18 protein-coding genes and 1 other annotated feature are annotated in these 22,534 nt (G+C 36.5%); of the genes, 7 read left to right on the top strand and 11 right to left on the bottom strand.

The features are described 5' to 3' along the window. Positions 1-106: 106 nt before the first annotated feature. Positions 107-589, top strand: coding sequence for a GAF domain-containing protein (locus BN990_RS07635; RefSeq protein WP_038243261.1), 483 nt, complete (start codon positions 107-109; stop codon positions 587-589). Positions 590-716: 127 nt separating this feature from the next. On the opposite strand, the gene BN990_RS07630 is transcribed toward BN990_RS07635, so the two are convergent. Next, entirely contained in the window at positions 717-2,501 is a 1,785-nt protein-coding gene (locus tag BN990_RS07630) for a sensor domain-containing diguanylate cyclase (protein ID WP_074436645.1), read from the bottom strand. Between the two features lie 332 nt (positions 2,502-2,833). On the opposite strand from BN990_RS07630, the gene rpsD reads away from it, so the two are divergent. Beyond that, positions 2,834-3,436 (top strand): 30S ribosomal protein S4, encoded by a 603-nt coding sequence (gene rpsD / locus BN990_RS07625; RefSeq protein WP_021290840.1) that lies wholly within the window; start codon positions 2,834-2,836, stop codon positions 3,434-3,436. A gap of 118 nt (positions 3,437-3,554) precedes the next feature. Here rpsD and BN990_RS07620 read toward each other — a convergent pair whose 3' ends face one another. Together BN990_RS07620 and tyrS are read right to left on the bottom strand one after the other, a co-directional pair. After that, entirely contained in the window at positions 3,555-4,679 is a 1,125-nt protein-coding gene (locus tag BN990_RS07620; RefSeq protein ID WP_021290839.1) for a zinc-dependent alcohol dehydrogenase family protein, read from the bottom strand. Between the two features lie 157 nt (positions 4,680-4,836). Next, positions 4,837-6,108 carry a tyrosine--tRNA ligase gene (tyrS, locus tag BN990_RS07615; protein WP_021290838.1) on the bottom strand — a complete coding sequence of 424 codons (1,272 nt, stop codon included), beginning with the start codon at positions 6,106-6,108 and terminating at the stop codon, positions 4,837-4,839. Positions 6,109-6,186: 78 nt separating this feature from the next. Next, positions 6,187-6,401 (bottom strand) — a binding site (T-box leader). 120 nt (positions 6,402-6,521) lie between these two features. Here tyrS and BN990_RS07610 point away from each other — a divergent pair. From BN990_RS07610 to BN990_RS07595, 4 genes are all read left to right on the top strand, one after another. Further along, on the top strand, positions 6,522-9,512 hold the full coding sequence (locus tag BN990_RS07610) for a transglycosylase domain-containing protein (RefSeq protein WP_101953530.1): 2,991 nt from the start codon (positions 6,522-6,524) through the stop codon (positions 9,510-9,512). A gap of 137 nt (positions 9,513-9,649) precedes the next feature. Continuing rightward, positions 9,650-10,303: a GNAT family N-acetyltransferase gene (locus BN990_RS07605; protein ID WP_021290836.1), complete on the top strand. Its 654-nt coding sequence runs from the start codon at positions 9,650-9,652 to the stop codon at positions 10,301-10,303. Continuing rightward, positions 10,303-10,953 (top strand): acetoin utilization AcuB family protein, encoded by a 651-nt coding sequence (locus BN990_RS07600; protein ID WP_038243260.1) that lies wholly within the window; start codon positions 10,303-10,305, stop codon positions 10,951-10,953. The genes BN990_RS07605 and BN990_RS07600 overlap by 1 nt, the downstream gene beginning before the upstream one ends. Beyond that, on the top strand, positions 10,950-12,110 hold the full coding sequence (locus tag BN990_RS07595) for an acetoin utilization protein AcuC (protein ID WP_038243259.1): 1,161 nt from the start codon (positions 10,950-10,952) through the stop codon (positions 12,108-12,110). The genes BN990_RS07600 and BN990_RS07595 overlap by 4 nt, the downstream gene beginning before the upstream one ends. Before the next feature lie 16 nt (positions 12,111-12,126). Here BN990_RS07595 and motS read toward each other — a convergent pair whose 3' ends face one another. The 4 genes from motS to BN990_RS07575 all read right to left on the bottom strand — a co-directional run bounded on the left by motS (position 12,127) and on the right by BN990_RS07575 (position 15,975). Continuing rightward, positions 12,127-12,891, bottom strand: a complete 765-nt coding sequence (gene motS / locus BN990_RS07590) for a flagellar motor protein MotS (protein WP_038243256.1) — start codon at positions 12,889-12,891, stop codon at positions 12,127-12,129. Continuing rightward, complete coding sequence (gene motP, locus BN990_RS07585; RefSeq protein ID WP_021290832.1) at positions 12,881-13,705, bottom strand: flagellar motor protein MotP; 825 nt, start codon at positions 13,703-13,705, stop codon at positions 12,881-12,883. Before motP ends, motS begins: the two co-directional genes overlap by 11 nt. 59 nt (positions 13,706-13,764) lie before the next feature. Beyond that, positions 13,765-14,760, bottom strand: coding sequence for a catabolite control protein A (ccpA, locus tag BN990_RS07580; protein WP_038243254.1), 996 nt, complete (start codon positions 14,758-14,760; stop codon positions 13,765-13,767). Between the two features lie 144 nt (positions 14,761-14,904). After that, positions 14,905-15,975 carry a bifunctional 3-deoxy-7-phosphoheptulonate synthase/chorismate mutase gene (locus BN990_RS07575; protein WP_021290830.1) on the bottom strand — a complete coding sequence of 357 codons (1,071 nt, stop codon included), beginning with the start codon at positions 15,973-15,975 and terminating at the stop codon, positions 14,905-14,907. A 123-nt stretch (positions 15,976-16,098) separates the two neighbouring features. Here BN990_RS07575 and BN990_RS07570 point away from each other — a divergent pair, with 123 nt between their 5' ends. Continuing rightward, positions 16,099-18,222, top strand: a complete 2,124-nt coding sequence (locus tag BN990_RS07570; protein WP_038243251.1) for a cell division protein FtsA — start codon at positions 16,099-16,101, stop codon at positions 18,220-18,222. Between the two features lie 532 nt (positions 18,223-18,754). Here BN990_RS07570 and BN990_RS07565 read toward each other — a convergent pair. The 4 genes from BN990_RS07565 to BN990_RS07550 all read right to left on the bottom strand — a co-directional run bounded on the left by BN990_RS07565 (position 18,755) and on the right by BN990_RS07550 (position 22,471). Next, complete coding sequence (locus tag BN990_RS07565; RefSeq protein ID WP_021290829.1) at positions 18,755-19,174, bottom strand: YtxH domain-containing protein; 420 nt, start codon at positions 19,172-19,174, stop codon at positions 18,755-18,757. A 26-nt stretch (positions 19,175-19,200) separates the two neighbouring features. Next, positions 19,201-19,599, bottom strand: a complete 399-nt coding sequence (locus tag BN990_RS07560; protein WP_038243235.1) for a DUF948 domain-containing protein — start codon at positions 19,597-19,599, stop codon at positions 19,201-19,203. A 323-nt stretch (positions 19,600-19,922) separates the two neighbouring features. Then, positions 19,923-21,224, bottom strand: a complete 1,302-nt coding sequence (murC, locus tag BN990_RS07555) for a UDP-N-acetylmuramate--L-alanine ligase (protein WP_021290827.1) — start codon at positions 21,222-21,224, stop codon at positions 19,923-19,925. A 128-nt stretch (positions 21,225-21,352) separates the two neighbouring features. Next, a complete protein-coding gene (locus tag BN990_RS07550; RefSeq protein ID WP_021290826.1) occupies positions 21,353-22,471 on the bottom strand; it encodes a nicotinate phosphoribosyltransferase in 1,119 nt (372 codons plus the stop codon). Between the last annotated feature and the right edge of the window lie 63 nt (positions 22,472-22,534).

The raw sequence follows: 22,534 nt of genomic DNA, 5'->3' as shown, positions 1-22,534 counted from the left end.
ATCTCAAATACGACAGTGAGAGGATTTATCCTGCAATTTTCGCTCGACAATATACTCGACAATATAATTATGAATGTCGAAAAAACAAATAGAAAGGAAAGTGTATATGTTCCAGGCCAGTATGTATTCAGGAGATAAAGTAAAAGATTATGGTTTATTAATTCGTCAATTACAAGCATTAAGTGAAGACGAAAAAGATCCTATTGCAATCCTATCAAATGCTTCCGCATTATTGAATCAATTTCTAGAGGAGACGAATTGGGTTGGATTTTATCTATGGAAAGAGGACGAACTTGTTCTTGGACCTTTTCAAGGCCTACCAGCTTGCATTCGAATCGGTTATGGAAAAGGTGTATGTGGTACTGCAATTCAAGAAAAAGCTACCCAACGGATCGCAGATGTCCATCAATTCCCAGGACATATCGCTTGCGATAGTGCTACTAAATCAGAAATTGTTGTACCTGTTATCATCAACGGTACGATTTATGGGGTTCTTGATATTGACAGCCCTGTAACAAATCGATTTGATGAGACAGATCAAGAATACTTAGAGAAATTTGTTGATACGTTGCAAGGGTATTTATCCTAAGTTATTTAGAGTAAAAGATAGTGTATTATACTGCCACCTGAGCTGTCGAGTCAATTTCGACAGCTTTTTTTGGTATCGGCTTTAGATTCATCAAAAGAAAACGATGTATAGATGTATATATACCAAGCTATTTAAGTTTTACATTTTTCACCACACTGTTTTTCCCTGTATTTTTCGCTTCATAAAGTGCTTTATCTGCTCGAATAAACAATTCACTGACTGAATCATTTATCGTTCTTGTCCAGAAAGAGACCCCGCAGGAAAGTGTAACAGAAGGTGATGTAGAAGTCTTCACTTTTCCGCATATTTTATCCGCTATTTGAACAGCTTCATTAATCGATGTATTTGGTGCATAAATCGCTAACTCCTCCCCTCCCCATCTAGATGGAACAAATGCTTGTTTTGAATAATCAATGATAATATTAGCAACTTGTTTTAACACTTCATCACCAATAGGATGGCCATGTTCATCATTTATCTTTTTAAAATCATCAATATCAAATAAGATCAGCGATCCCTTCTCAGCCACTTTCATTTCCTTGATAATAACTTCTTCTAAATGATTGCGTGAATATAGATTGGTAAGATAATCCGTAATAACTGCTCTTTGTAATTCTTCCTTTAAAATGGCATTAGACAGGGCTAATGAACAATGCTGGATAAGCGATTGTAATAACTTATATACTTCAAATGTGAAATAATAGGGTGATTCATGCATGATTACAACAAAACCATACACTTCATACTCTTGACGCATGGGGATTACCATAAGAGATCGATATGGTAAATGCGGATATTCATCATAATCACCTTTAAATACTGGATAATCTATTTCCTTAAATAAAAATGCAGTAAACGCTTCGCTGTTTTTTGATTTAAAATAACTTGTACTTGCTGATAGTATATCTACTCTATTTTCACTATGTCTAAAAATAAACCCTATCTCAGAAGCTTGGCAAACCTCTTCAATCTTATCTCGGACCGATTCTGTAATATCAGTCAAATCTAAATTTGAATTCACCTTATGTGTGACATCGTTAATTAGTTTTAAATCGGAAATTAAATGATTAGAAGTTTCAAGTAAACTCACATTTTCAATAGCCATACCAGCAGTATGCGCAATATGCGTAATACAGGATATTTGCCGCTCTAGCAACATACCTGGACTATCTTTCAAAAGTAGTTGGATGACACCATAGACTCCTTGTTTTCCAGTAAGAGGTGCGTATATCTTTCTACTATCCTTATCAACATTCTCCAATTGGACTCCCCCGGTTACAAATGCCTTGTAACTGTAGCTCTTTGTTTCATCATCTGTATAAGCGATTGTTTGAATGGGAATATCGTCATCGAGCTCTGTATCATGAGATAATAAAAATTGGATTACATTGTCTGGATAGAATGTTTGAATGGTCCGGTATACTTCCTTTAATATTTCTGATTTATGTGTCATTGTAAAGACGCTTATGGAAAATTCATATAAGAATGGGTAGATATCCTGGTTGCTCATCATTTGCTGGGCTAGCTTTAACACTTTCCTTGTCTCTGATTGAATTGTTTGCAAAATGGAAATAGAATTTATATCAGAAAACCTCACATATAAAAGCAGCCCAGAAGTTACATTTAAGTAATAATCCTTTTCGTATGAATAAAAGCAAAACAGATCCTTAGAAATATCTTTGCTATTTAACCCTTCTTCCAACAACTCCTTACTAACTAAATCCGTTGAAATTAAGTGATATGTAGAAGACTCTTTCATCCACTTATACATACCGGTTAATTGAATACATGGAAGCCGATTTATTTGAATGGCTATGAGGGATACGAATTCCTCATAGGATCGGCAGTCCCAATTAGTTATTACATCAAAATAGTACTGCTGTAATTCTCTCTTTACAACTTGTGAATTCATCATCATTCACCTATTCTCATGAATTAATTAGTTCAAATTACATATCCATTATATACCAAATAGTTCTTTGTGCCTATTAAGAACTTTGTCGAATACTTTTTTTATAGAAAGGTTGACTCACACCAATAAAAATTATATACTATTCTTTGTGTAAAATAATAAAGTAGCCTTAGTGAACCGACGTTTGCAATTTCATGTTGTTCCTCTCTATTGAGGTGTATCGCGTAACTCTTAGCTGCTGGAGCGATGGTACATGAAGACAACATGGTCAAGCGTAATGGAACACGGCCTTTTATTTTATGCAAAATAAAATAAAAAGGAGGAAATGTCTTATGGCTCGTTATACTGGATCAGTATGGAAAAAATCACGTCGTCTTGGCATTTCATTAACTGGAACTGGTAAGGAATTAGATAAGCGTCCTTACGCTCCTGGTCAACATGGACCAAATCAACGCAAGAAAATTTCGGAATATGGCTTACAACTACAAGAGAAGCAAAAACTTCGCTTCACATATGGTTTAAATGAGCGCCAATTCCGTACATTGTTTGACAAAGCTGGCAAAATGAAAGGTATCCATGGTGAAAACTTCATGTTACTACTTGATTCTCGCCTAGATAACCTCGTTTACCGTTTAGGGTTTGCTCGTACACGTAGACAAGCTCGTCAACTAGTGAACCACGGACATATTACTGTTGATGGTGGTCGCGTTGATATTCCATCTTATTTGGTAAAACCAGGTCAAGTTATCAGCTTACGTGAAAAATCAAAGAATCTTGATATCATTAAAGAAGCAATCGAAGTGAGTAACTTCGTTCCTGAATATTTATCATTTGATGCAGATAAACTAGAAGGCACGTTCACTCGCTATGCAGAGCGTGAAGAGCTTCCAGCTGAAATTAACGAAGCGCTTATTGTTGAGTACTACTCTCGCTAAAAAGCAGTTAGCAGTTAAACCCCAACTCCTTTTCCTAAAGGCTGTTGGGGTTTTTTCTGACTTAAGCTTTAATTTAAGATCTCGGATAGGGCGAATTGGACGTTTATCAACGCACCTCTTACATTTTAATAATGATCCGTGATGTTTCTCCATTTGCTAGCTTATCAAATCCTTCATTTATATCTTCTAATCGAATCGTTTCAGATAGTAATTGATCTACCTGTAAACGACCTCTCTCAAACAATGAAAGATACTGAGGAATATCTCGCGCTGGAACACAGCTACCAACATAAGATCCTTTCAGACTTCGTTCTTCTGCTGTAAGGCTAACGTAAGGAAAGGAAAAGTGATGTTCTGGATCTGGCAATCCTGTAGTCACTGTCGTACCTCCCCGCTTTGTAATACCATACGCTACTTCCATTGCAGATACGACTCCAGCAGTTTCAAATGTGTAATCTAGACCACCAGCTGTTGCTTCTCTCACTTTATTCACTATATTGGTATCGTTGGAATTAAATATATCCGTAGCGCCAAGTTTTTTGGCTTGCTTCAACTTTGATTCATTAAGATCTATGGCTATCACTCGGCTTGCTCCAGCCTCTTTTGCACCAAGCAATGCGCTTAATCCTACACCGCCTAATCCAACCACGGCAACTGTGCTTCCAAATTTAATATTTGCAGTGTTTACAACTGCACCAACACCAGTAATAACAGCACAGCCAAACAAAGCAAGATGTTCAAAAGAATGATTTGATTCGACTTTAATTAATGAATTCCTGGACACTACTGCGTATTCTGAAAACGCTGAAACACCAATATGATGATAAATTGGTTCATTATCAGCATACAGTCTAATGCCTCCATTTATTAATGTACCTTCGTTATTAGCATAAGCAGCTGGTTCACACAAAGCGGGGCGCCCCTCCTGGCATGGTAAGCAATGGCCACAGCTAGGTACAAACACACATACAACATGATCGCCAACTTGTAAATCGGTTACACCTTCACCAAGCTCTTTAACTATACCAGCTGCCTCATGACCTAATGCCATTGGTAAAGGTCTAGGACGGCTTCCATTAATCACAGATAAATCAGAGTGACATAGACTTGCGGCTTTTATTTGTATTAAAACTTCACCTCTTTCAGGTCTCTTCAATTCTAAGTTTTCAATCGTAAGCGGTTTACTTTCAGCATACGGTTGGGCCAAACCTGATTCCCGCAACACAGCTGTTTTGGTTTCCATCTCTAATACCTCCTTTAAAGCAGAATTGAATATAAAGTTCATTTTTATTATAGCAAATAATTCGAAAGTACAAATAATTCCCAACGATGTTTACTAGAGTTGTTGTATGTTAATATAAAAAAACACAGGACAATGCCTGTGTTTTAAATGATATGTTCTATGCAAATGTAATAAGAAAGTACTTCTTCTTACCTCTACGGATAACCGTAAAAGTCTCTTCAATTCGGTCATCAGCCTGTAAATGATAGTTTACATCTTGCTCACGTTCTCCATTAATATATATAGCGCCATTTGAAATATCTTCCCTAGCTTGCCGCTTTGATGAAGAAATTTTTGCACCAACTAGTAAATCGACTAATCCGATTTCTTTATTTTCAGCATTATAGGTTGGAACATCTTTAAACCCTTGTTTAATATCACTTGCAGTTAATTGTTTGATATCTCCACTAAATAACGATGCTGAGATTTTTTGTGCTTGTTTAAGTGCAGCCTCACTATGAACAAGTATTGTCATTTCTTCAGCTAAACGTTTATGAGCAACACGTTTCTCCGGCTGTGTCTTAATCTCATCTTCAAGTTCTGCTATTTCTTCTTCAGCGATAAATGTAAAGTAACGAAGAAACTTAATAACATCTCGATCATCTGTATTTAACCAAAACTGATAAAACTCATATGGAGACGTTTTTTCCGGATCAAGCCAAATGGCTCCGCCAGCTGTTTTCCCGAATTTTGTTCCATCTGCTTTGGTAATAAGTGGCACAGTTAAACCGAAGACATTAACTTCATCGTTTTCATTTTCTCTAGAACGACGAATAAGTTCCATTCCTGCTGTAATATTCCCCCATTGATCACTCCCCCCTATTTGTAATGTACAATCCTCTTCTTCATTCAATTTCATATAATCAAGAGATTGTAAAATCATGTAACTGAATTCTGTATAAGAAATCCCTTGTTCTATACGAGCAGACACTGATTCTTTACTAAGCATATAATTAATACCAAAATGCTTTCCCGCATCCCTTAAGAAATCTATAACTGTCATACTGGATAACCAATCATGATTATTTCTTGAAACTACAGGATTTTCGCCTTTGTCAAAGTCTAAAATTCTGGCAATTTGCTGTTTGATTTTCTCACTGTAACCTTTAACCACTTCACTTTCATTTAAAGAGCGCTCCGTATTACGACCACTAGGATCACCGATCATTCCAGTTCCTCCGCCTATCAATGCAATTGGTTTATGACCAGCTTTTTGAAAACGTTTCAGCATGGTGATTGGAACTAAATGTCCAATATGCAAACTATCTCCAGTGGGGTCAAATCCGCAATATAAAGTAACTTCATTTTCCGATAAATGTTTTTCTAATCCCTCTCTATCTGTTACTTGATTAATAAGTCCTCGTGTTTCTAGATCTTGTAAAATATTCAATTTCTTTCACACTCCAATAATTTTTTTGAAAACTGATAACGTAGTGTATCAGACATTAAAAAAACTCCTCCCTCTACGAAAAGGGACGAGTTATTATTCACACGCGGTACCACCCTTGTTGCACATCAATGCCACTTGGGGTTGTTAACGATGTTGCCACCGTTTCTTCATTCTAATCATAAAGAAATTGCTCCAGAATGTAATTCACTTTACAAATTTAACCTAGCTTCCACCAACCGCTAGTTCTCTATACAGGAATTTGCAAAATTACTCCGTTCCTTCTCAGCATCTTATATTCGGTTATTATCTATCTATACCATATCTTATTAATAAAAGCAATTTATAAACGAAAATCAGTTATACCAATTTTCTCTAGTATGCTATAATGAATAAGGAATTTAGGAGGGTTAGTCATGAATTTTAAACATAGGCTTCATACATATATCAACAAAGTGAAAGCTCATCCTTTTATGGAAAAAATTAATTCTCAACCTTTTATTGAGAAACTCAAATCACTCTGGAAAGCAGGAAAAATTCAGCAATCAACACGCATTTCATATAATGTCGTCTGGAATGTTATCCTGTTTTTCATTGTTATCGGTTTAATTGGGGTATTTTTTGCCGGTGGTTTAGGAGCAGGTTATTTTGCTTCGCTTGTTAAGGATGAACCAGTTCGTTCCTATGAAGTTATGAAACAAGATATCTATAACTATGAAGAAACATCGAAACTCTACTTTGCAGGTGATACTTATTTTGGCGATGTAAGATCTGATCTATACCGAGAAGAGACCACTTTAGAGAATATTTCTCCACAGCTTATCGATGCTGTTATTGCAACAGAGGATGAATACTTTAATGAGCATCACGGAGTTGTACCTAAAGCTATTTTACGTGCCGTCTTGCAAGAAGTGACCAACGCAAACACGAAAACAGGTGGCAGCACGTTAACGCAACAATTAATTAAAAATCAAATACTAACTGACGAAGTATCTTTTGAGCGAAAGGCAAAAGAAATACTATTAGCACTTCGCTTAGAACGTTTCTTTAATAAAGAGGAAATATTAGAAGCGTACTTAAATATTGTTCCTTATGGTAGAGATGCCTCCGGTAACAACATTGCTGGAATACAGACTGCTGCACAGGGAATCTTTGGGGTCGATGCCAAAAACGTGAGCCTTCCGCAAGCAGCTTATTTAGCAGGTTTACCGCAGAGCCCATCTGCTTATACCCCCTTTACGAATAATGGGGACATGAAAGAAGGAGAAAGTTTAGAGCGAGGTATAAATCGAATGAAATCGGTTCTACATCGCATGTACGAAGCCGAATACATTACAAAAGAAGAATATGACGAAGCAGTCGCATATGATATTACGAAGGACTTTACCAATAAATCAAAATCACCAATTGAACAATATCCATATTTAACATTTGAGCTTGAGCGTAGAGCTACAGACATTTTGACACAACAATTAGCTAAAGAAGATGGTTACTCCAAAGAAGATTTAAATAAGGATGACGATTTATTAGCTGAGTATAATCAGCTAGCGAAACGCAATTTACGTATGCAGGGCTATCATATTCATACTACAATTAATAAAGATATTTATGATACCATGCAGAAAACAGCGCAAGCTTATGAAAATTACGGCCCAACCCGTACAGTTAGAAAAGAAAACCCTGAAACCGGTGAAGTCGAAGAAACCAAGGAACGGGTACAAACCGGGGGCATCCTAATTGAAAATAGTAGTGGTAAGATTATCAGCTTTGTTGGTGGTCGAGGCTATGATGAGAATAATAACATAAACTATATTTCAGAGACGGTTACTCGCTCAAATGGTAGTACAATTAAACCAATTCTGGATTATGCACCTGCTATGGAAGAAGGCGTTATCCAACCAGGAAGTGTGCTAGCTGACTATAAAAAGCAATTGCCAGGATGGGATTACGGAAAACCTGGTAACTATGGTGGTGGCTATCACGGGATCGTTTCTGCTCGAAAAGCATTAGTTAATTCCTATAATGTTCCAGCTGCAGAAATTTATTCTAAAATCATTAACCAAGATCCTGCTGCCAAATATTTAGAAAAAATGGGGATTACCACACTGACGAAAGCAGATCACGTAAATCCATCTTTATCCATAGGTACAATGGAAGCAAGAATTGAAGAAAATGTTAATGCCTTCGCAACCTTTGGTAATAATGGCAAATTTGAAGATGCATATATGATTGAGAAGATTACTACAAATGATGGCGATATTGTCTATGAACATGAACCTAATCCCGTAAACGTGTTTTCTCCACAAACAACATATCTGACTATTGATATGATGCGTGATGTAATCAGCAATGGAACTGCAGGCTACTTAACCAGTCAATTAAAATATCAGCGTGTCGACTGGGCCGGCAAAACAGGAACATCTCAGGATTACCATGATGCATGGTTTGTAGCTACAAATCCAAATGTAACGTTTGGAACATGGATAGGATATGATACCCCTTATCCAATTAACAATACCAGCATGTCCTATAGTAATCGAAACATAAAATTATGGGCAGAACTTATTAACTCTGCATCTGATGTGGATCCAGAATTAGTTGCTCCAGGCGCTAATTTCCAACGACCGGAAGGCATCGTCCAACGTAGCTATTGTTCCATTTCAGGCATGCTGCCATCAGAGCTTTGTGAAAAAGCCGGATTAGTAAAGACAGACTTGTTTAATAGCAAATACGTACCAACAGAAAAAGATGATAGTTTAGTCTCAGGCAGTACGGTTATGGTGAATGGAAAAGCTATAACAGCTGGACCAAATACACCAAGTGAATTTACAACTGGAGATGGCTTAGCCTTTAATCCCGAATTTTTAAAACGTAATGGCTATGATAAGTTGAATGATATAACTCAGTTGTACCCACGTACAGAAAGGGAAAAGTGGGAGAAAATAAGTGCTCCAAATATGGATTCAAACAATGTGCTTGAAGATGATGGAAAAGCACCTCAGGCACCAACGAATGTGAAAAAGTCTGGAAACAAATTAACATGGCAGAAATCAGGAAGTGACGATGTTGTAGGCTATCGAATTTATCGTTCTAATGGACCAGGGGACAACTTCACAAGAGTTGGAAATACGACATCGACTGAATTTGAGATTGGCGATGGAGATGCACGTTATCACGTAAAAGCTGTTGACTACTTTGGGGTAGAATCCTCTGCTTCAAAAGAGATTATTATAGGCGATACGGGGGAAAAAGAACCGGAAACACCTGATAAACAAGAGAAATCAAATGAAAAAAAGGATGATCAGCAGAAAGAGAATAACGATGAAAGCAAAAACAACGAAGAAACCGAAAATAAGCAAGAAGAGGATAACTCCAGTAATGATTCATCCGAAGATACAGGACAATAAAGCATGTGCCCATTAAGCTAGTAAAGATCATTCTTTACTAGCTTTTCTTTTTATAAATCTTTCGCTTATGTTACTAAAAATTCAAAGGATTTTGCTGTATAATAAATGTAAGCGCAATACAAACAGGTGGTGAACCAATGAAGCATGAAAAAAGCTATTACACGAGCATGCGCGAGACATCTGAAGGAACCATAATTATCGAAGGACCACTTGAGGCAAGTGACCTAAAAAAATATGAATTTCATGAAGAGCTGACGGCTTTTCGTCCTGCTTCTAAACAATTTGAAGCAATCATAACGATTTCCACATTTTCTGAAGCACGGATCATTATTGCTAGAACTGCAGATACAATTATAGGGTATGTTACCTACTTACACCCCGATCCATTAGAAAGATGGTCCACCTTTGAGATGGAAGATTTACTTGAATTAGGAGCTATTGAAGTTATTCCTGCTTTTCGTGGAGCTAAGATTGCATCTGGCTTACTTGAAGTTTCTATGATGGATGACTTTATGGAAAATTATATCATCATTTCTACCGAATATTATTGGCATTGGGACTTAGATGGAACAAAATTAAGTATTTGGGATTATCGAAAAGTAATGGAAAAAATGATGGCTGCTGGTGGATTACTACCTGCTCCTACAGATGATCCCGAAATAATTTCTCACCCTGCCAATTGTTTAATGGTACGGATCGGTAAAAATGTAACAGCAGATTCAATAACGCAATTTGATACGCTTCGATTTTTACAGCGACACAAATATCGAAATATGCGGGAGGGATTGTAATGCTGGTAGAAGAAATAATGAAAACAAATGTAATTGCCTTGCCTCCAACGGCCACCATTGAGAGAGCTTTACACCTACTTCATGAACATCATATAAGACATATCCCCATCGTAAATGAACAAAATCAAGTTATTGGGATTGTTTCTGATAGAGATGTAAGAGATGCAAGTCCATCTATACTTAATACTGGTACCTCATCAAGAGAATTAGAACATGAAATTCAAACCATCATGAGTCAACCAGTAATTACTATACACCCTTTAGATTTTGTTGAAGAAATCGCGAAAGTATTCTATGAAGAAGAAATTGCTTGTCTTCCAGTTATTCGACAAAATCAACTTGTAGGGATTGTTACAGAAAAAGATATGCTTTATACGATGATTCAATTAACTGGAACGCATGTACAAAGCTCTCATATCGAAGTTAAAGTTCCTCATCGGCCAGGTATTCTTCCTGAAGTAACTTCCATTTTTAGTAAGCGCAAGACCAATATAATTTCAGTACTTGTTTATCCGTTTAAAGATGATCCTGATTACAAAATATTAGTTTTTCGTATTCAAACAATGAATCCGCTTCCCGTCATAGAAGATCTTCGTGAAGCAGGTTATGAATTATTATGGCCAAATAATTTGGAGGGTCCAAAGCAATGATTTGTTCATCAAAATTTGTTTTTTCTAATGATTTTTTACATTATTACTTCCATGGGGACCATCCATTTAATCAAAAAAGACTCTTATTAACAAGAGAATTATTAGAAGCTGCTCATATGCTTAAACCAGAAGCTATATTATTGCCTCGAAAAGCAACAGATGATGAATTAGCCCTGTTTCATGACCGTTCATACATCGAAGCAGTTAAGCAAGCTAGTGTTGGACGATTATCAACGGAAGAAGGATTGGCATTTGGCTTAGGCACAGAAGATACATCAATATTTAAGGGAATGCATGAAGCTTCTGCCTATCTAGTCGGCGGTACACTTGAAGCCGTTGATAAAGTATTAACTGGTCAATCTACACATGCATTAAACCTAGGTGGGGGTTTACATCATGGTTTTAAACGCAAAGCATCTGGATTTTGTATTTATAATGATAGCGCAGTAGCCATTCGTTATATAAGAAAAAAATATAATCTGCGCGTACTATATGTCGATACAGATGCTCATCATGGGGACGGGGTTCAGTGGGCTTTCTACGATGACCCAGATGTATGCACTTTTTCCATTCATGAGACTGGCAGATACCTGTTTCCTGGTACAGGTAATGTTAATGAGCGCGGCATAAAAAATGGGCATGGATTTTCCTTTAATTTACCAATCGACGCCTTTACTGAAGATGCTTCTTTTCTTGAGGTTTATCAAACCGCATTAATAGAGATAGCTTCTTTTTTTAAACCAGATGTTATTATCACACAGAACGGAGCTGATGCACACTGTTATGATCCATTAACCCATTTATGTGGAACAATGAGCCTTTTTGAACAAATCCCTCTTTTAGCTCACGAAATAGCACATCAATACTGTAAAGGAAGATGGATAGCACTGGGTGGTGGTGGATATGATATTTGGAGAGTAGTTCCAAGAGCATGGGCACAGCTATGGAATGTAATGTCTAACGGTGAAATCGTTTACGGAGCTTTACCTGATCAATGGTTATCAAAATGGCAAGATGAAAGCCCTGTTACTTTGCCGAAAAATTGGCAGGATGATCCAACTACAGTACCAATCATCCCACGCAAGCAAGAAATTACAGAGAAAAACAAAAATACATTAATTCAGCTACTTAAATATACGAAAACCATAGAATCTTAAAAAGGAGATAACCAGTTTACTGGTTATCTCCTTCTCTTATTGTTTCCTCTAGCTCTAAAATTACAATCTCTACTCGTCTATTCTTACTCCAATTGTCAGCTGAGTCATTAGGTACAATTGGTTGTGTGTCTGCATAGCCTACGGACGAAAAACGATTGCTATCTAAGTTATTCTCCTGTAATAAGTAGCGGATTACACTGCTTGCTCTAGCGCCAGATAATTCCCAATTCGAAGGATAGCGGTAATTGGCAATTGGCCTATTATCCGTATGTCCTTCAACATAAATATGATTGGGAAGCTCTAATAACAAAGACCCAATTTTATCTAAAAACGGCTTTCCTTCATCTAAAATTTCTGCCTCACCAGAAGCAAATAAAATACGTTCTTGTAGTATTAACTCTACTCCTTGGTCCGTTCGATTAGCAGCAATCACTTCATTTAAATTATTGTCATTCAAATAAGTGTTAACTTCTTGCATTAACCTGTCTAAAGAAGATTTCTCCTCCAGATCATCCATAGATGGTAACGCAATCTCCTTCGTTAATGTCTCTGTTTCTTGGTTACGTGATGGATGCTCCAGTGGCACCAGTGATGGATAGGAATCAAAAATCATGTCGTTTCGAAAGGATTTAGAAATAGCCTCAAATTTCTCTAAGTCAATCTGCGACATGGAGAACAATAGAATGAAAAAGACTAGAATTAGGGTAACCATGTCTGAATAGGTAACCATCCATTTAGGAGCACCTGTCTTATGCGACTTTCTGATCTGCCTACGCTTCATGAATGCTTTCCTCAACAAATTCAGAAGATTGTTGTTCTGTTTGTTTGCGCTTTACATCATCTGAAAGAAAGGCACGGAGCTTTTCTTCTAATATTCTTGGATTCTGCCCTGATTGGACACCAATGACACCCTCAATAATTATTTCTTTCATAAAAACTTCTTCTTCGGTTTTACTCTCTAGTTTGTTTGCCATCGGTATAAACACTAAATTGGAAAGAACCGTTCCATACAACGTTGTAAGTAACGCTACAGCCATACTAGGGCCAAGGGTGGAAGGATCTTGTAAATTATTAAGCATTAATACAAGCCCCACCAATGTTCCTATCATTCCCCAAGCAGGTGCATATTCCCCTGCTTTTTCAATTAATGATCTGCCCTTATAATGTCTATCTTCTAAAGCTGTTATTTCAGCTTCCATGATATCCCTAATTATTTCCGGATCGATACCATCTACTGTTAATAGGATTCCTTTTTTTATATATGGATCTTTGATTTCTTCCAGTTCATTTTCTAAAGCTAGTAAACCTTCACGCCTTGCACGATTGGATAATTGAACAAACAACCATATTAATTCTGTTAATTGCTGATCATTTTTGTGAAAAGATTCACTTATAACGCTCTTCGTCAACTTAATCTGTTCTAACTTAAAATTAATTAGCATCGAAGCTGACAATCCTCCAATAACAATAAAAATGGAGGAAACATCTAGAAACCTCCATGCGCTGCTTGTATCACCTTTAGAAATGATAGCAAGCATGATCATAATAAAACCTAATGTAATGCCGATAGGAGTCAAAATATCACGTTTTCTCATCGTACCCTCACCTCAGAAAATCGATTAATTATCTCTACTCCTATTATCGGCATGTTCCATTAATTTGTTGAGTTTCTTTTTTCAATTCGGTGAGGCAATACAACTTTACTATCTTGAACCTCTTCTTTATTCATATATTTCGTTAATAGTCGCATTGCTACTGCCCCAATATCATACATCGGTTGGACAATGGTAGATAGCGTTGGGCGGACCATCGTAGCTAGTCGCGTATTATCAAACCCAAATACTTGGATATCCTCAGGCACTCGATAGCCTTTATCTTGCGCTCCGTGAATAACGCCAAGTGCCATCTCGTCTGAAGCTACAAAAATAGCTGAAGGAACTTGATCGTCGTCAACAAACTGATTGAATGCCTCAATACCTGAACTATATGAATAGTCACCTTTAACAACTAAGGATTCGTCTACAGAATGGGAAGCTTCACTCAACGCCTTTGCATACCCCTTGTATTTCAATTGGTTAATATGTGTCTCCTCTAATCCAGAAACAAACGCAGGTATATTATTGTCTTCATCAATTAAATACTTTGTTGCTTCATAAGCAGCTTGCTCATAATCAATGTTAACGGATGGGATTTCGTTATTTTCATCATAGGTTGCTGCAAGTACAACCGGAACAGAAGAACTCTTGAATTGCTGTACATGCTGTTCTGTAATATTTCCTCCCATAAAAATAATTCCATCTACTTGTTTTTCTAACATTGTATTGATTAACTGTAGTTCCTTATCTTCATTTTGATCAGAATTACTTAAAATCATATTATACTTGTACATCGTTGCAATATCTTCTATACCTCTGGCTAATTCCGCAAAGAAGATGCTAGAAATATCTGGTATAATCGCGCCTACTGTAGTTGTCTTTTTACTCGCAAGACCTCTTGCTACAGCATTTGGACGATAACCCAATCGTTCAATTGTAGCTAATACCTTCTTACGTGTTGTTGGTTTTACATTCGGGTTCCCATTAACTACACGGGACACTGTTGCCATTGATACATTTGCTTCTCTTGCTACATCGTATATTGTAATATTCATCTTATTTACCTCCTAGAATATAGAAATCGTTCTCTATTTTCTATATCATACTCTACTATGAAAAATTTTTCAAAACAAAAAAGGCTGAGGCACCTCGAAGGGTGATCAGCCTCCCTATTCAGAACAGATGAAATAACCAGGGTATTATTTCATTCGATTAGACATATCTACAATTTCTTCCATAAATTGGTTGAATGTAGGAATATCCATTTGTTGAGCTGAATCAGAAAGTGCAACTGCCGGATCTGGGTGTACTTCTGCCATAACACCATCAGCACCGATAGCGATGGCAGCTTTTGCTGTTGGTAATAGAAGATCTCTTCTACCAGTAGAATGCGTAACATCAACCATTACAGGTAAATGTGTTTCTTGTTTTAAGACAGGGACTGCTGAGATATCCAAGGTATTCCTTGTAGCTTTTTCGTATGTGCGTATCCCTCGTTCACATAATATAATATTTTCGTTGCCTCTGGAAATAATATATTCTGCTGCATTGATAAATTCAGAAATGGTTGCGGATAAACCACGCTTTAATAGAACTGGTTTATTCACATCACCAGCAGCTTTTAGTAATTCAAAGTTTTGCATATTTCTAGCACCGATTTGGATTACGTCTACATAATCAAGGGCTTTTTCAATATGAGCTGGGTTCACAATTTCACTAACAACTGCTAAATCATGTTCATCTGCTGCTCGTTTTAATAGCTGTAAGCCTTCTAAACCCAATCCTTGGAAATCATAAGGTGATGTTCTCGGTTTGAATGCTCCTCCACGTAGCAGCTTTAAACCTTTATCTTTTACCGCTTTAGCAACACTAGCAACTTGTTCGTATCCTTCGACAGCACATGGACCCATGATAAAATGTACACTTCCATCGCCGATGTTCGCTCCATTAATATCAATAACGGTATTCTCTGGTTTTTTCTTTCTAGATACAAGCAATGCTTTACGATGATCATCTTCTTGTAATTCTAAGCTAGCCTTAAAAATCTCTTTGAAAATATGTTCAATAGTCGCGTTTTCAAACGGACCATCGTTACTAGATGTAATTTTATCTAACATATCCCTTTCACGCACAGGGTCAAACCGATTGATGCTCTGTTTCGCTTTAATATCTCCAATTTGTTGCACAAGTTTAGCGCGCTCATTAATTAATTTTAAGATGTCTTGGTTTACTTGATCCAAATGATCTCTCACTTGATCTAATTCACTCATATTATGCTCCCCCTATGCCTTTGATTTTTAATAATTAGTGACAATTATAGCTAAAAATTTTTTCTTTGTCGATAAAAAGTTTATAATTAATTCATATTAACTGTTTGAAAGGATTTTTTATGGATGAAGGATCGGATTTTTGCCCTAGATATTGGCACGCGCTCAGTAACAGGAATCATATTACAAAAACAAGATCAACGGTATCATATGCTAGACTTTTTTACCTTAGAACATAAAGACAGATCCATGAGAGATGGACAAATACATAATGTTGTTGCAGTGGCTGACACAATAAATCAAGTTAAGCATCATTTGTCAGATAAGTATGGAACATTAGAAAAGGTGTATGTAGCTGCAGCAGGCAGAGCATTAATGACTACTCAGGCTACTGCCTCAGTGAAACTTCAAGATAAACCGATTACTACAGAGGAAACCATTAGACATCTTGAACTTAGCGCTGTTCAAGCTGCTCAAGCAAAACTAGCCGTTGAAGAACAGACAGCGAATCTATCAACCTATTATTGCGTTGGATATTCTGTATTGCATTATCAGATAGACAATCAACAAATTGGGTCCTTAATTGATCAGCGCGGTGATGAAGCAACAGTTGAGATCATCGCTACTTTCTTGCCTCGTGTGGTTGTTGAATCATTGTTAGCTGCATTAACTAGAGCGAATTTGCAAATGGAGGCGCTCACTTTAGAACCAATTGCTGCAATTCATGTATTGATACCAGAATCGATGCGAAGATTAAATGTAGTTCTAGTGGACATAGGTGCTGGTACAAGCGATATCGCGATTACGAATCAAGGAACAATCGTAGCATACGGTATGGTTCCAGTAGCAGGTGATGAAATTACAGAAGCAGTCAGCGATCAATATCTACTGGATTTTTCTATAGCAGAAAAAACAAAACGATCTATTGTAAATAATGGTGAAGCAGTAGTGAAAGATATTTTAGGATTTGAATCCACGATAAATTACGATACATTTGTAAATGATATTTCGACTGCAATAGATTATCTTGCCTCGCAAGTAGCTGAAGAAATACTTCGTCTAAATTCGCATCCTCCCAAAGCAGTCATGCTTGTTGGTGGTGGAAGTTTAACCCCTAACATTACCAGCACTATTGCTGAGAAATTACAACTTCCAGTCAATCGGGTTGCTGTACGTGGGATAGATAATATTGACCAGCTTAGCTCTTCTGAGAATCTTCCAATTGGACCTGAATTTGTCACTCCAATTGGAATTGCGATTTCTGCGAATCAGCATCCTGTTCAATATGTAAGTGTCAGCGTAAATAATAGTACAATTCGGTTATTTGAATTACGTAAGTTAACCGTCGGAGATTGTTTGATTCAGGCAGGAATAGATATCAAAAAATGGTATGGCAAGCCAGGTATCGCTTCTATGATAACTGTCAACGGCAAAGAAATTACAATACCTGGCCAGTATGGACAGCCTCCAGAAATTCAAGTGAATGAATTCTTGTCCTCAGTGGATATGCCAATAACTGATGGAGATCAAATCTCAATAAGGAAAGGTGAAGATGGAGATTCTCCATATGTAACGATTGAGGAGTTGCTTGGAGATATTCGACCAATAGCTATCTATGTTAATGACCAATTACGTCCATTATATCCTATTTATAAAGTTAACCAACAGCGACAAAATAAAACGTATACGCTAAAAGATGGGGACAAGATCCAATGGCATCAATCCTGCCGTGTAGGTGAAGTTATTCATACTGTATCCAATGAAAATTTAAGTACAGAAGAATCTTTTATTGTTTATGTAAATAAGGAAAGTATAAAATTCTCTGTTGGAACAAGTATATTTGTAAATAACAGGAGAGTAGATCCAGGCCATAAGCTTAGACAAGGTGATCGTGTACATTATGTTCACACAAAGGAGCCAACTGTTAAGCATTTATTGGATCGACTTAAAAAAGATTATTGGTATTCGATAGCGATTCATTTTAATAAAGAAATCATTCAGTTATCCCAACCAAGATATAGCATAAAAGGACAACAAGGCTTGATAAACCAAGATACGGTATTGAGACACAATGACCATATTGAAATATTTGAGAAGGAACAACCTTCTTTTATATTCCAGGATATATTTCGTTATATTGACTTAGATGTAACAACCATGAACGGAAATTTCTCCATATTAATAAATCAAAGGCCATCAGGCTTTACGGATCCAATACATCATGGAGATCGATTAGAAATTATTTGGTAAAATTTAAAAACAAAAATATACACGTCTATATAAGAAGAGAAGCTGTACCACCATTAATTGTAACTTACGAGTAACAATTCAAGTGTGTACAGCTTCTGTTTGTAGTTTTAAGCGGTAGATATTCGGCGGAAGGTATTGATAACGTGTGATTTATGAAAGTGCTAGGTACGCTATAAAAATCAGCAACGCATCAAATCCAATAGCATAGGCCAAAAAAGCTGGGTTAATCATACTGGATGGCTCCTCGTTGCTTTAGAATCACGATCAAGGTCATTATCTTTTCTATCTACTTCTCTTCCAACTTTTATAGTGAAGAATCTATAGTGGCCAGTAATGCACTCAATAGTATTAAGAAATACATATAATCCCTTTTTTTATGCTTTATCTAAAGGAAGAAATTATACATAAAAGAACGTAGACGATTCTGATGTGTCACAAGCCTATTGGAAGATTATACCAATTGCCTTACTTGAAATTAAAAGAAGCTTGTAGAAAAGGTGATTGAACCTTTTCTACAAGCTTTAACCCAATATCAATTTTTCTTTTCTAATTCTTCCGCAGCATCTTCAATTGCTTCTGCAACTTCTTCAGCCGCTTGTAATGCTTCATCTTCCTTTTTTCGTTTATCTTGTAATTTAGATTGAACATTTTTAGTTAGATCTTTTGTCTTTTCAGAAGCAGATTTTGTAATCTGTGCTGTGGAATCCATTGCTTTTTGTTTAAGCTCAGAACCGGTTGTGTATGCCTTATCCTTCCAATCTGCCCCTTTCTCAGCAGCAACATCTTTCCATTCGTATGCACGCTGTTTTACCTGATAAGCACCACTATTTATATCTCCCCTAAGTTCTTTACCAGCCTTTGGTGCTAATAATAAAGCAGTTACTGCACCGACAACCCCACCAATAAAACTTCCTATTAAAAAGTCCTTCGTATTTAAATTATTATCTGACATGTCTATCTCCTCCTGATACTAGTTATTTATTTTTTCTTCCAAATATCTATTAACGCCGATCCCCATCTAATTGCTTGAGAGGTTTTCTCAGGGTCTTTTTCAGCAGCTTTAGATACGCTATTCGTTAACTGTTTCAGTGATTGATTGAAATCTTTAACCGTCTCACCAATCCCTCTAGCTCCATCAAAAAGCCCGTTTAGTTTTGTTGACTTCTGATTCATATCATCTGCTAACTTATTGGTTTTTGTTAACAACTGCGTCGTTTCATCTGTAATTCCTTGCATTTGCTTATCCAAACTTTCTAAGGTGTTTGCTACGTTATGTAGAGTTTGTTTTGCTACTTTCAACGTTATAACAAAATAAATAACGACAATAACAAATGCGAGGGCTGCAATAATAGCTGCTATATATCCTATTATCTCCATGACCTTACACTCCTTCAATTCCTTCGATGTCTATTTAGTGATATATAATGAATCGTTCAAAAACATTCATGTATACCAATAAAGTATAGCAAATATTGTTATAAAATAAAAATACCCCCATTATGCATGGGTGAAACATGTTTTATTTTTCATTTGTATTCCTTTCCTTTGTTATTGCTTATAATAACCATTTCGACAGAAATCTATAAATTCCTTTATTTTTTTATTAAATTTTGGAAGACATCGCAATATCACTTCACATTTTTAGTTTTTAAAAGAAAAGAAAGAGCCTGTTGCCATCGGCACAGACTCTTTTCAATTTGCTATTTAATTGTTAGTGCTTCTTCATATGCCTGCTGGAATTTTTGAATATCCCCAGCACCCATGAATATTAATACACTATCATCGAATTCTTTTAGTGCTTCCGTTTGAGATAATTCCAAGATCGAACTATGATCAATAAGCTTCTGTAAATCGTCAATCGTCAACTGACCTGTTTCCTCTCGAGCTGAGCCAAATATATCACAAAGATAAACTCTGTCAGCCTGAGCAAGACTATCAGCAAATTCTTGTAGAAATGTTTTCGTCCGTGTAAATGTATGTGGTTGAAATATCGCAACAACCGATTTATCTGGATATTTTTTTCTTGCTGACTCAATAGTAGCAGTAATTTCTTTTGGGTGATGTGCATAATCATCAATTAGAATTTGGTTGCCAATTTGCTTTTCAGTAAATCGGCGCTTCACACCTCCAAAAGTTGCTAAATGTTTAATACTCTCTACATCCACTTCTTCATAATGACAAATTGCAATTACAGCCAGAGCATTTAAGACATTGTGATTTCCATACATTGGTATCGTAAATGTATCATAATAGGTATTACGAACAAACACGTCAAATGACGTACCATTAGGTGTTTCTGTTATGTTTTGGGCTTGGAAATCATTGGTATCAGCAAACCCATAATATACAACTGGTACTTTGGCTTGAATTTGCTGTAATTGTTCATCATCGCCACATGCGATGATCCCTTTCTTAACTTGATCGGCCATCGATTGAAAAGCTGCGAATACATCATCAATACTTGTAAAATAATCCGGATGATCAAAATCAATATTCGTCATAATCGCATAGTCTGGTTCATACCTCAGAAAATGGCGCCGATACTCACAGGCTTCAAATACAAAATATTGACTATCAACATGCCCCTTACCTGTGCCATCACCAATTAAATAAGAAATAGGAAATGTATTTTTCAATACATGTGATAACAACCCAGTTGTAGATGTTTTTCCATGAGCACCCGTTACAGCTATGCTTGTATATTGTTTTAACCATTCACCTAAGAAATCATGATACCTATAAAATGTTACGCCTTTTCTTTTCGCTTCCTTTATTTCAAGATGGTCATCTGAAAATGCATTTCCAGCGATGACAGTATAGTCTTCTTTGATGTTGCTTTCTGAAAAAGGAAATATGGGAATGTTTTTATCTTCTAAGGCTTCTTGTGTAAAAAAACGTTTCTCAACATCTGAACCTTGCACTGTTTCCCCAGAATCATAAAGTATTTGTGCAAGAGCACTCATTCCTGTTCCCTTTATACCAATAAAATGGTAAGTTGTCATAAAAGAACCTCCATATTTTACGTAAAAAGGATTCAATCATCTTTTTATCTATTTTTTACAGCTATTTTTTTATTATAGCAAATCCTGTTTTAGAATAAAATGAATTATAGTTTTTTCATAAATTCGTTCTAATATTCATTTCCACCAATATAAGGCACCTGTTCCAAGCGAGGATTGGGACGATAACGCCGTCCCTCTTTAGCTTCAGGTGTGCCGTTTAATAAAACGTTATCACCGGTAAAGCCAATATTCAATTTAAGTAAACTTCTTCCAACCCCATACATATCAACAGGTACTCCTAATTCTTCAAATTGCACAATTCGATCTTCCGTAAATCCACCGCTAACCATTATTTTCACATGAGAGTAGCCTTCTTCATCTAAAGCATTTCGTAAGGCGAATATTAGTTCAGGATTTACACCTCGTGGATCAAAAGTACCCATTAAATGATGATTTCTTAAGAAATATTTATCCACTAATGTTCGAGAAGTATCTAATCGAACGGATTTTAATTCACTTCCAAACTCACTAGCCACTTTAAGAGAATCCGTAATAACATCATTATTATAATCAACAAGTGCAGCTAGATCATCCTCAGGAAAAAGCTCATGGTACGCTTTACAAGCAGCTACAATATCACCACGGAACATTTGAATAAGCGCATGAGGCATTGTTCCCATTCCTTCTTTTCCCCACCATTCATTCATAGCATGTGTTGCCTGAGCTGTAGAACCACCAATAAAAGCAGCATAACCATCACCTGCTTGCTGGGTGTAATGATCGTCTCGATCTCCCATAAAAATAACAGGCTTTTGCTTACCAGAGGTACGGGCGGCTTTTACAACATTGTATACATTCGTGGCTACAGATGTTCTTCTTGATAGAATCCCATCAATAATTCCTTCCAAATAGCCAAACTGGTGGTATCCACCTGATACAGTCAATACAGATTCAAACGGCCGTACTTTATCACCATCTTTTAAAGAATGAATTTCTAATGTTTCTGGATTGTCTGCAAAAGTATGTAGTAAAGCAATTGCTTCATCCGTTCCACAAAGTACTGCATCTGATTTTTGAAAGAATTGCATGGTTACTTGATTATCTGGTAATTTCTTTTCAGCTATGTCTTTCGTTTTAAGAAAATAAACGGCAGAGAACCAGCCCTCTTTAATTCGTTCATCAAACTTAAATGTTTTATTGGTTAACCGTTTTATTTTGCCATTTAATTTTTGTTCGATTTCCTTCATGTTTTTGTTTTCTCCCTTAGCATATAATCCTACAGTTAATCATATATAAATTTGGTTGAGGAA

The sequence above is a fragment of the Virgibacillus salexigens genome, assembly GCF_000723585.1.
GTDB classification, from domain to species: domain Bacteria; phylum Bacillota; class Bacilli; order Bacillales; family Amphibacillaceae; genus Virgibacillus; species Virgibacillus salexigens.
This window is presented reverse-complemented; position numbering and strand designations above follow the sequence as displayed.

What these genes read in the sequence shown, in the direction of transcription:
- BN990_RS07630 (WP_074436645.1), bottom strand. Translation starts at nt 2,501, where the DNA reads ATGAATTCACAAGTTGTAAAGAGAGAATTACAGCAGTACTATTTTGAT.
- ccpA (WP_038243254.1), bottom strand. Translation starts at nt 14,760, where the DNA reads ATGAATATTACAATATACGATGTAGCAAGAGAAGCAAATGTATCAATG.
- BN990_RS07550 (WP_021290826.1), bottom strand. Translation starts at nt 22,471, where the DNA reads ATGAAGGAAATCGAACAAAAATTAAATGGCAAAATAAAACGGTTAACC.
- motS (WP_038243256.1), bottom strand. Translation starts at nt 12,891, where the DNA reads ATGAAGCGTAGGCAGATCAGAAAGTCGCATAAGACAGGTGCTCCTAAA.
- BN990_RS07560 (WP_038243235.1), bottom strand. Translation starts at nt 19,599, where the DNA reads ATGGAGATAATAGGATATATAGCAGCTATTATTGCAGCCCTCGCATTT.
- BN990_RS07610 (WP_101953530.1), top strand. Translation starts at nt 6,522, where the DNA reads ATGAATTTTAAACATAGGCTTCATACATATATCAACAAAGTGAAAGCT.
- BN990_RS07605 (WP_021290836.1), top strand. Translation starts at nt 9,650, where the DNA reads ATGAAGCATGAAAAAAGCTATTACACGAGCATGCGCGAGACATCTGAA.
- BN990_RS07565 (WP_021290829.1), bottom strand. Translation starts at nt 19,174, where the DNA reads ATGTCAGATAATAATTTAAATACGAAGGACTTTTTAATAGGAAGTTTT.
- BN990_RS07635 (WP_038243261.1), top strand. Translation starts at nt 107, where the DNA reads ATGTTCCAGGCCAGTATGTATTCAGGAGATAAAGTAAAAGATTATGGT.
- rpsD (WP_021290840.1), top strand. Translation starts at nt 2,834, where the DNA reads ATGGCTCGTTATACTGGATCAGTATGGAAAAAATCACGTCGTCTTGGC.
- BN990_RS07620 (WP_021290839.1), bottom strand. Translation starts at nt 4,679, where the DNA reads ATGGAAACCAAAACAGCTGTGTTGCGGGAATCAGGTTTGGCCCAACCG.
- motP (WP_021290832.1), bottom strand. Translation starts at nt 13,705, where the DNA reads ATGAGAAAACGTGATATTTTGACTCCTATCGGCATTACATTAGGTTTT.
- murC (WP_021290827.1), bottom strand. Translation starts at nt 21,224, where the DNA reads ATGACAACTTACCATTTTATTGGTATAAAGGGAACAGGAATGAGTGCT.
- BN990_RS07595 (WP_038243259.1), top strand. Translation starts at nt 10,950, where the DNA reads ATGATTTGTTCATCAAAATTTGTTTTTTCTAATGATTTTTTACATTAT.
- BN990_RS07575 (WP_021290830.1), bottom strand. Translation starts at nt 15,975, where the DNA reads ATGAGTGAATTAGATCAAGTGAGAGATCATTTGGATCAAGTAAACCAA.
- BN990_RS07570 (WP_038243251.1), top strand. Translation starts at nt 16,099, where the DNA reads ATGAAGGATCGGATTTTTGCCCTAGATATTGGCACGCGCTCAGTAACA.
- BN990_RS07600 (WP_038243260.1), top strand. Translation starts at nt 10,303, where the DNA reads ATGCTGGTAGAAGAAATAATGAAAACAAATGTAATTGCCTTGCCTCCA.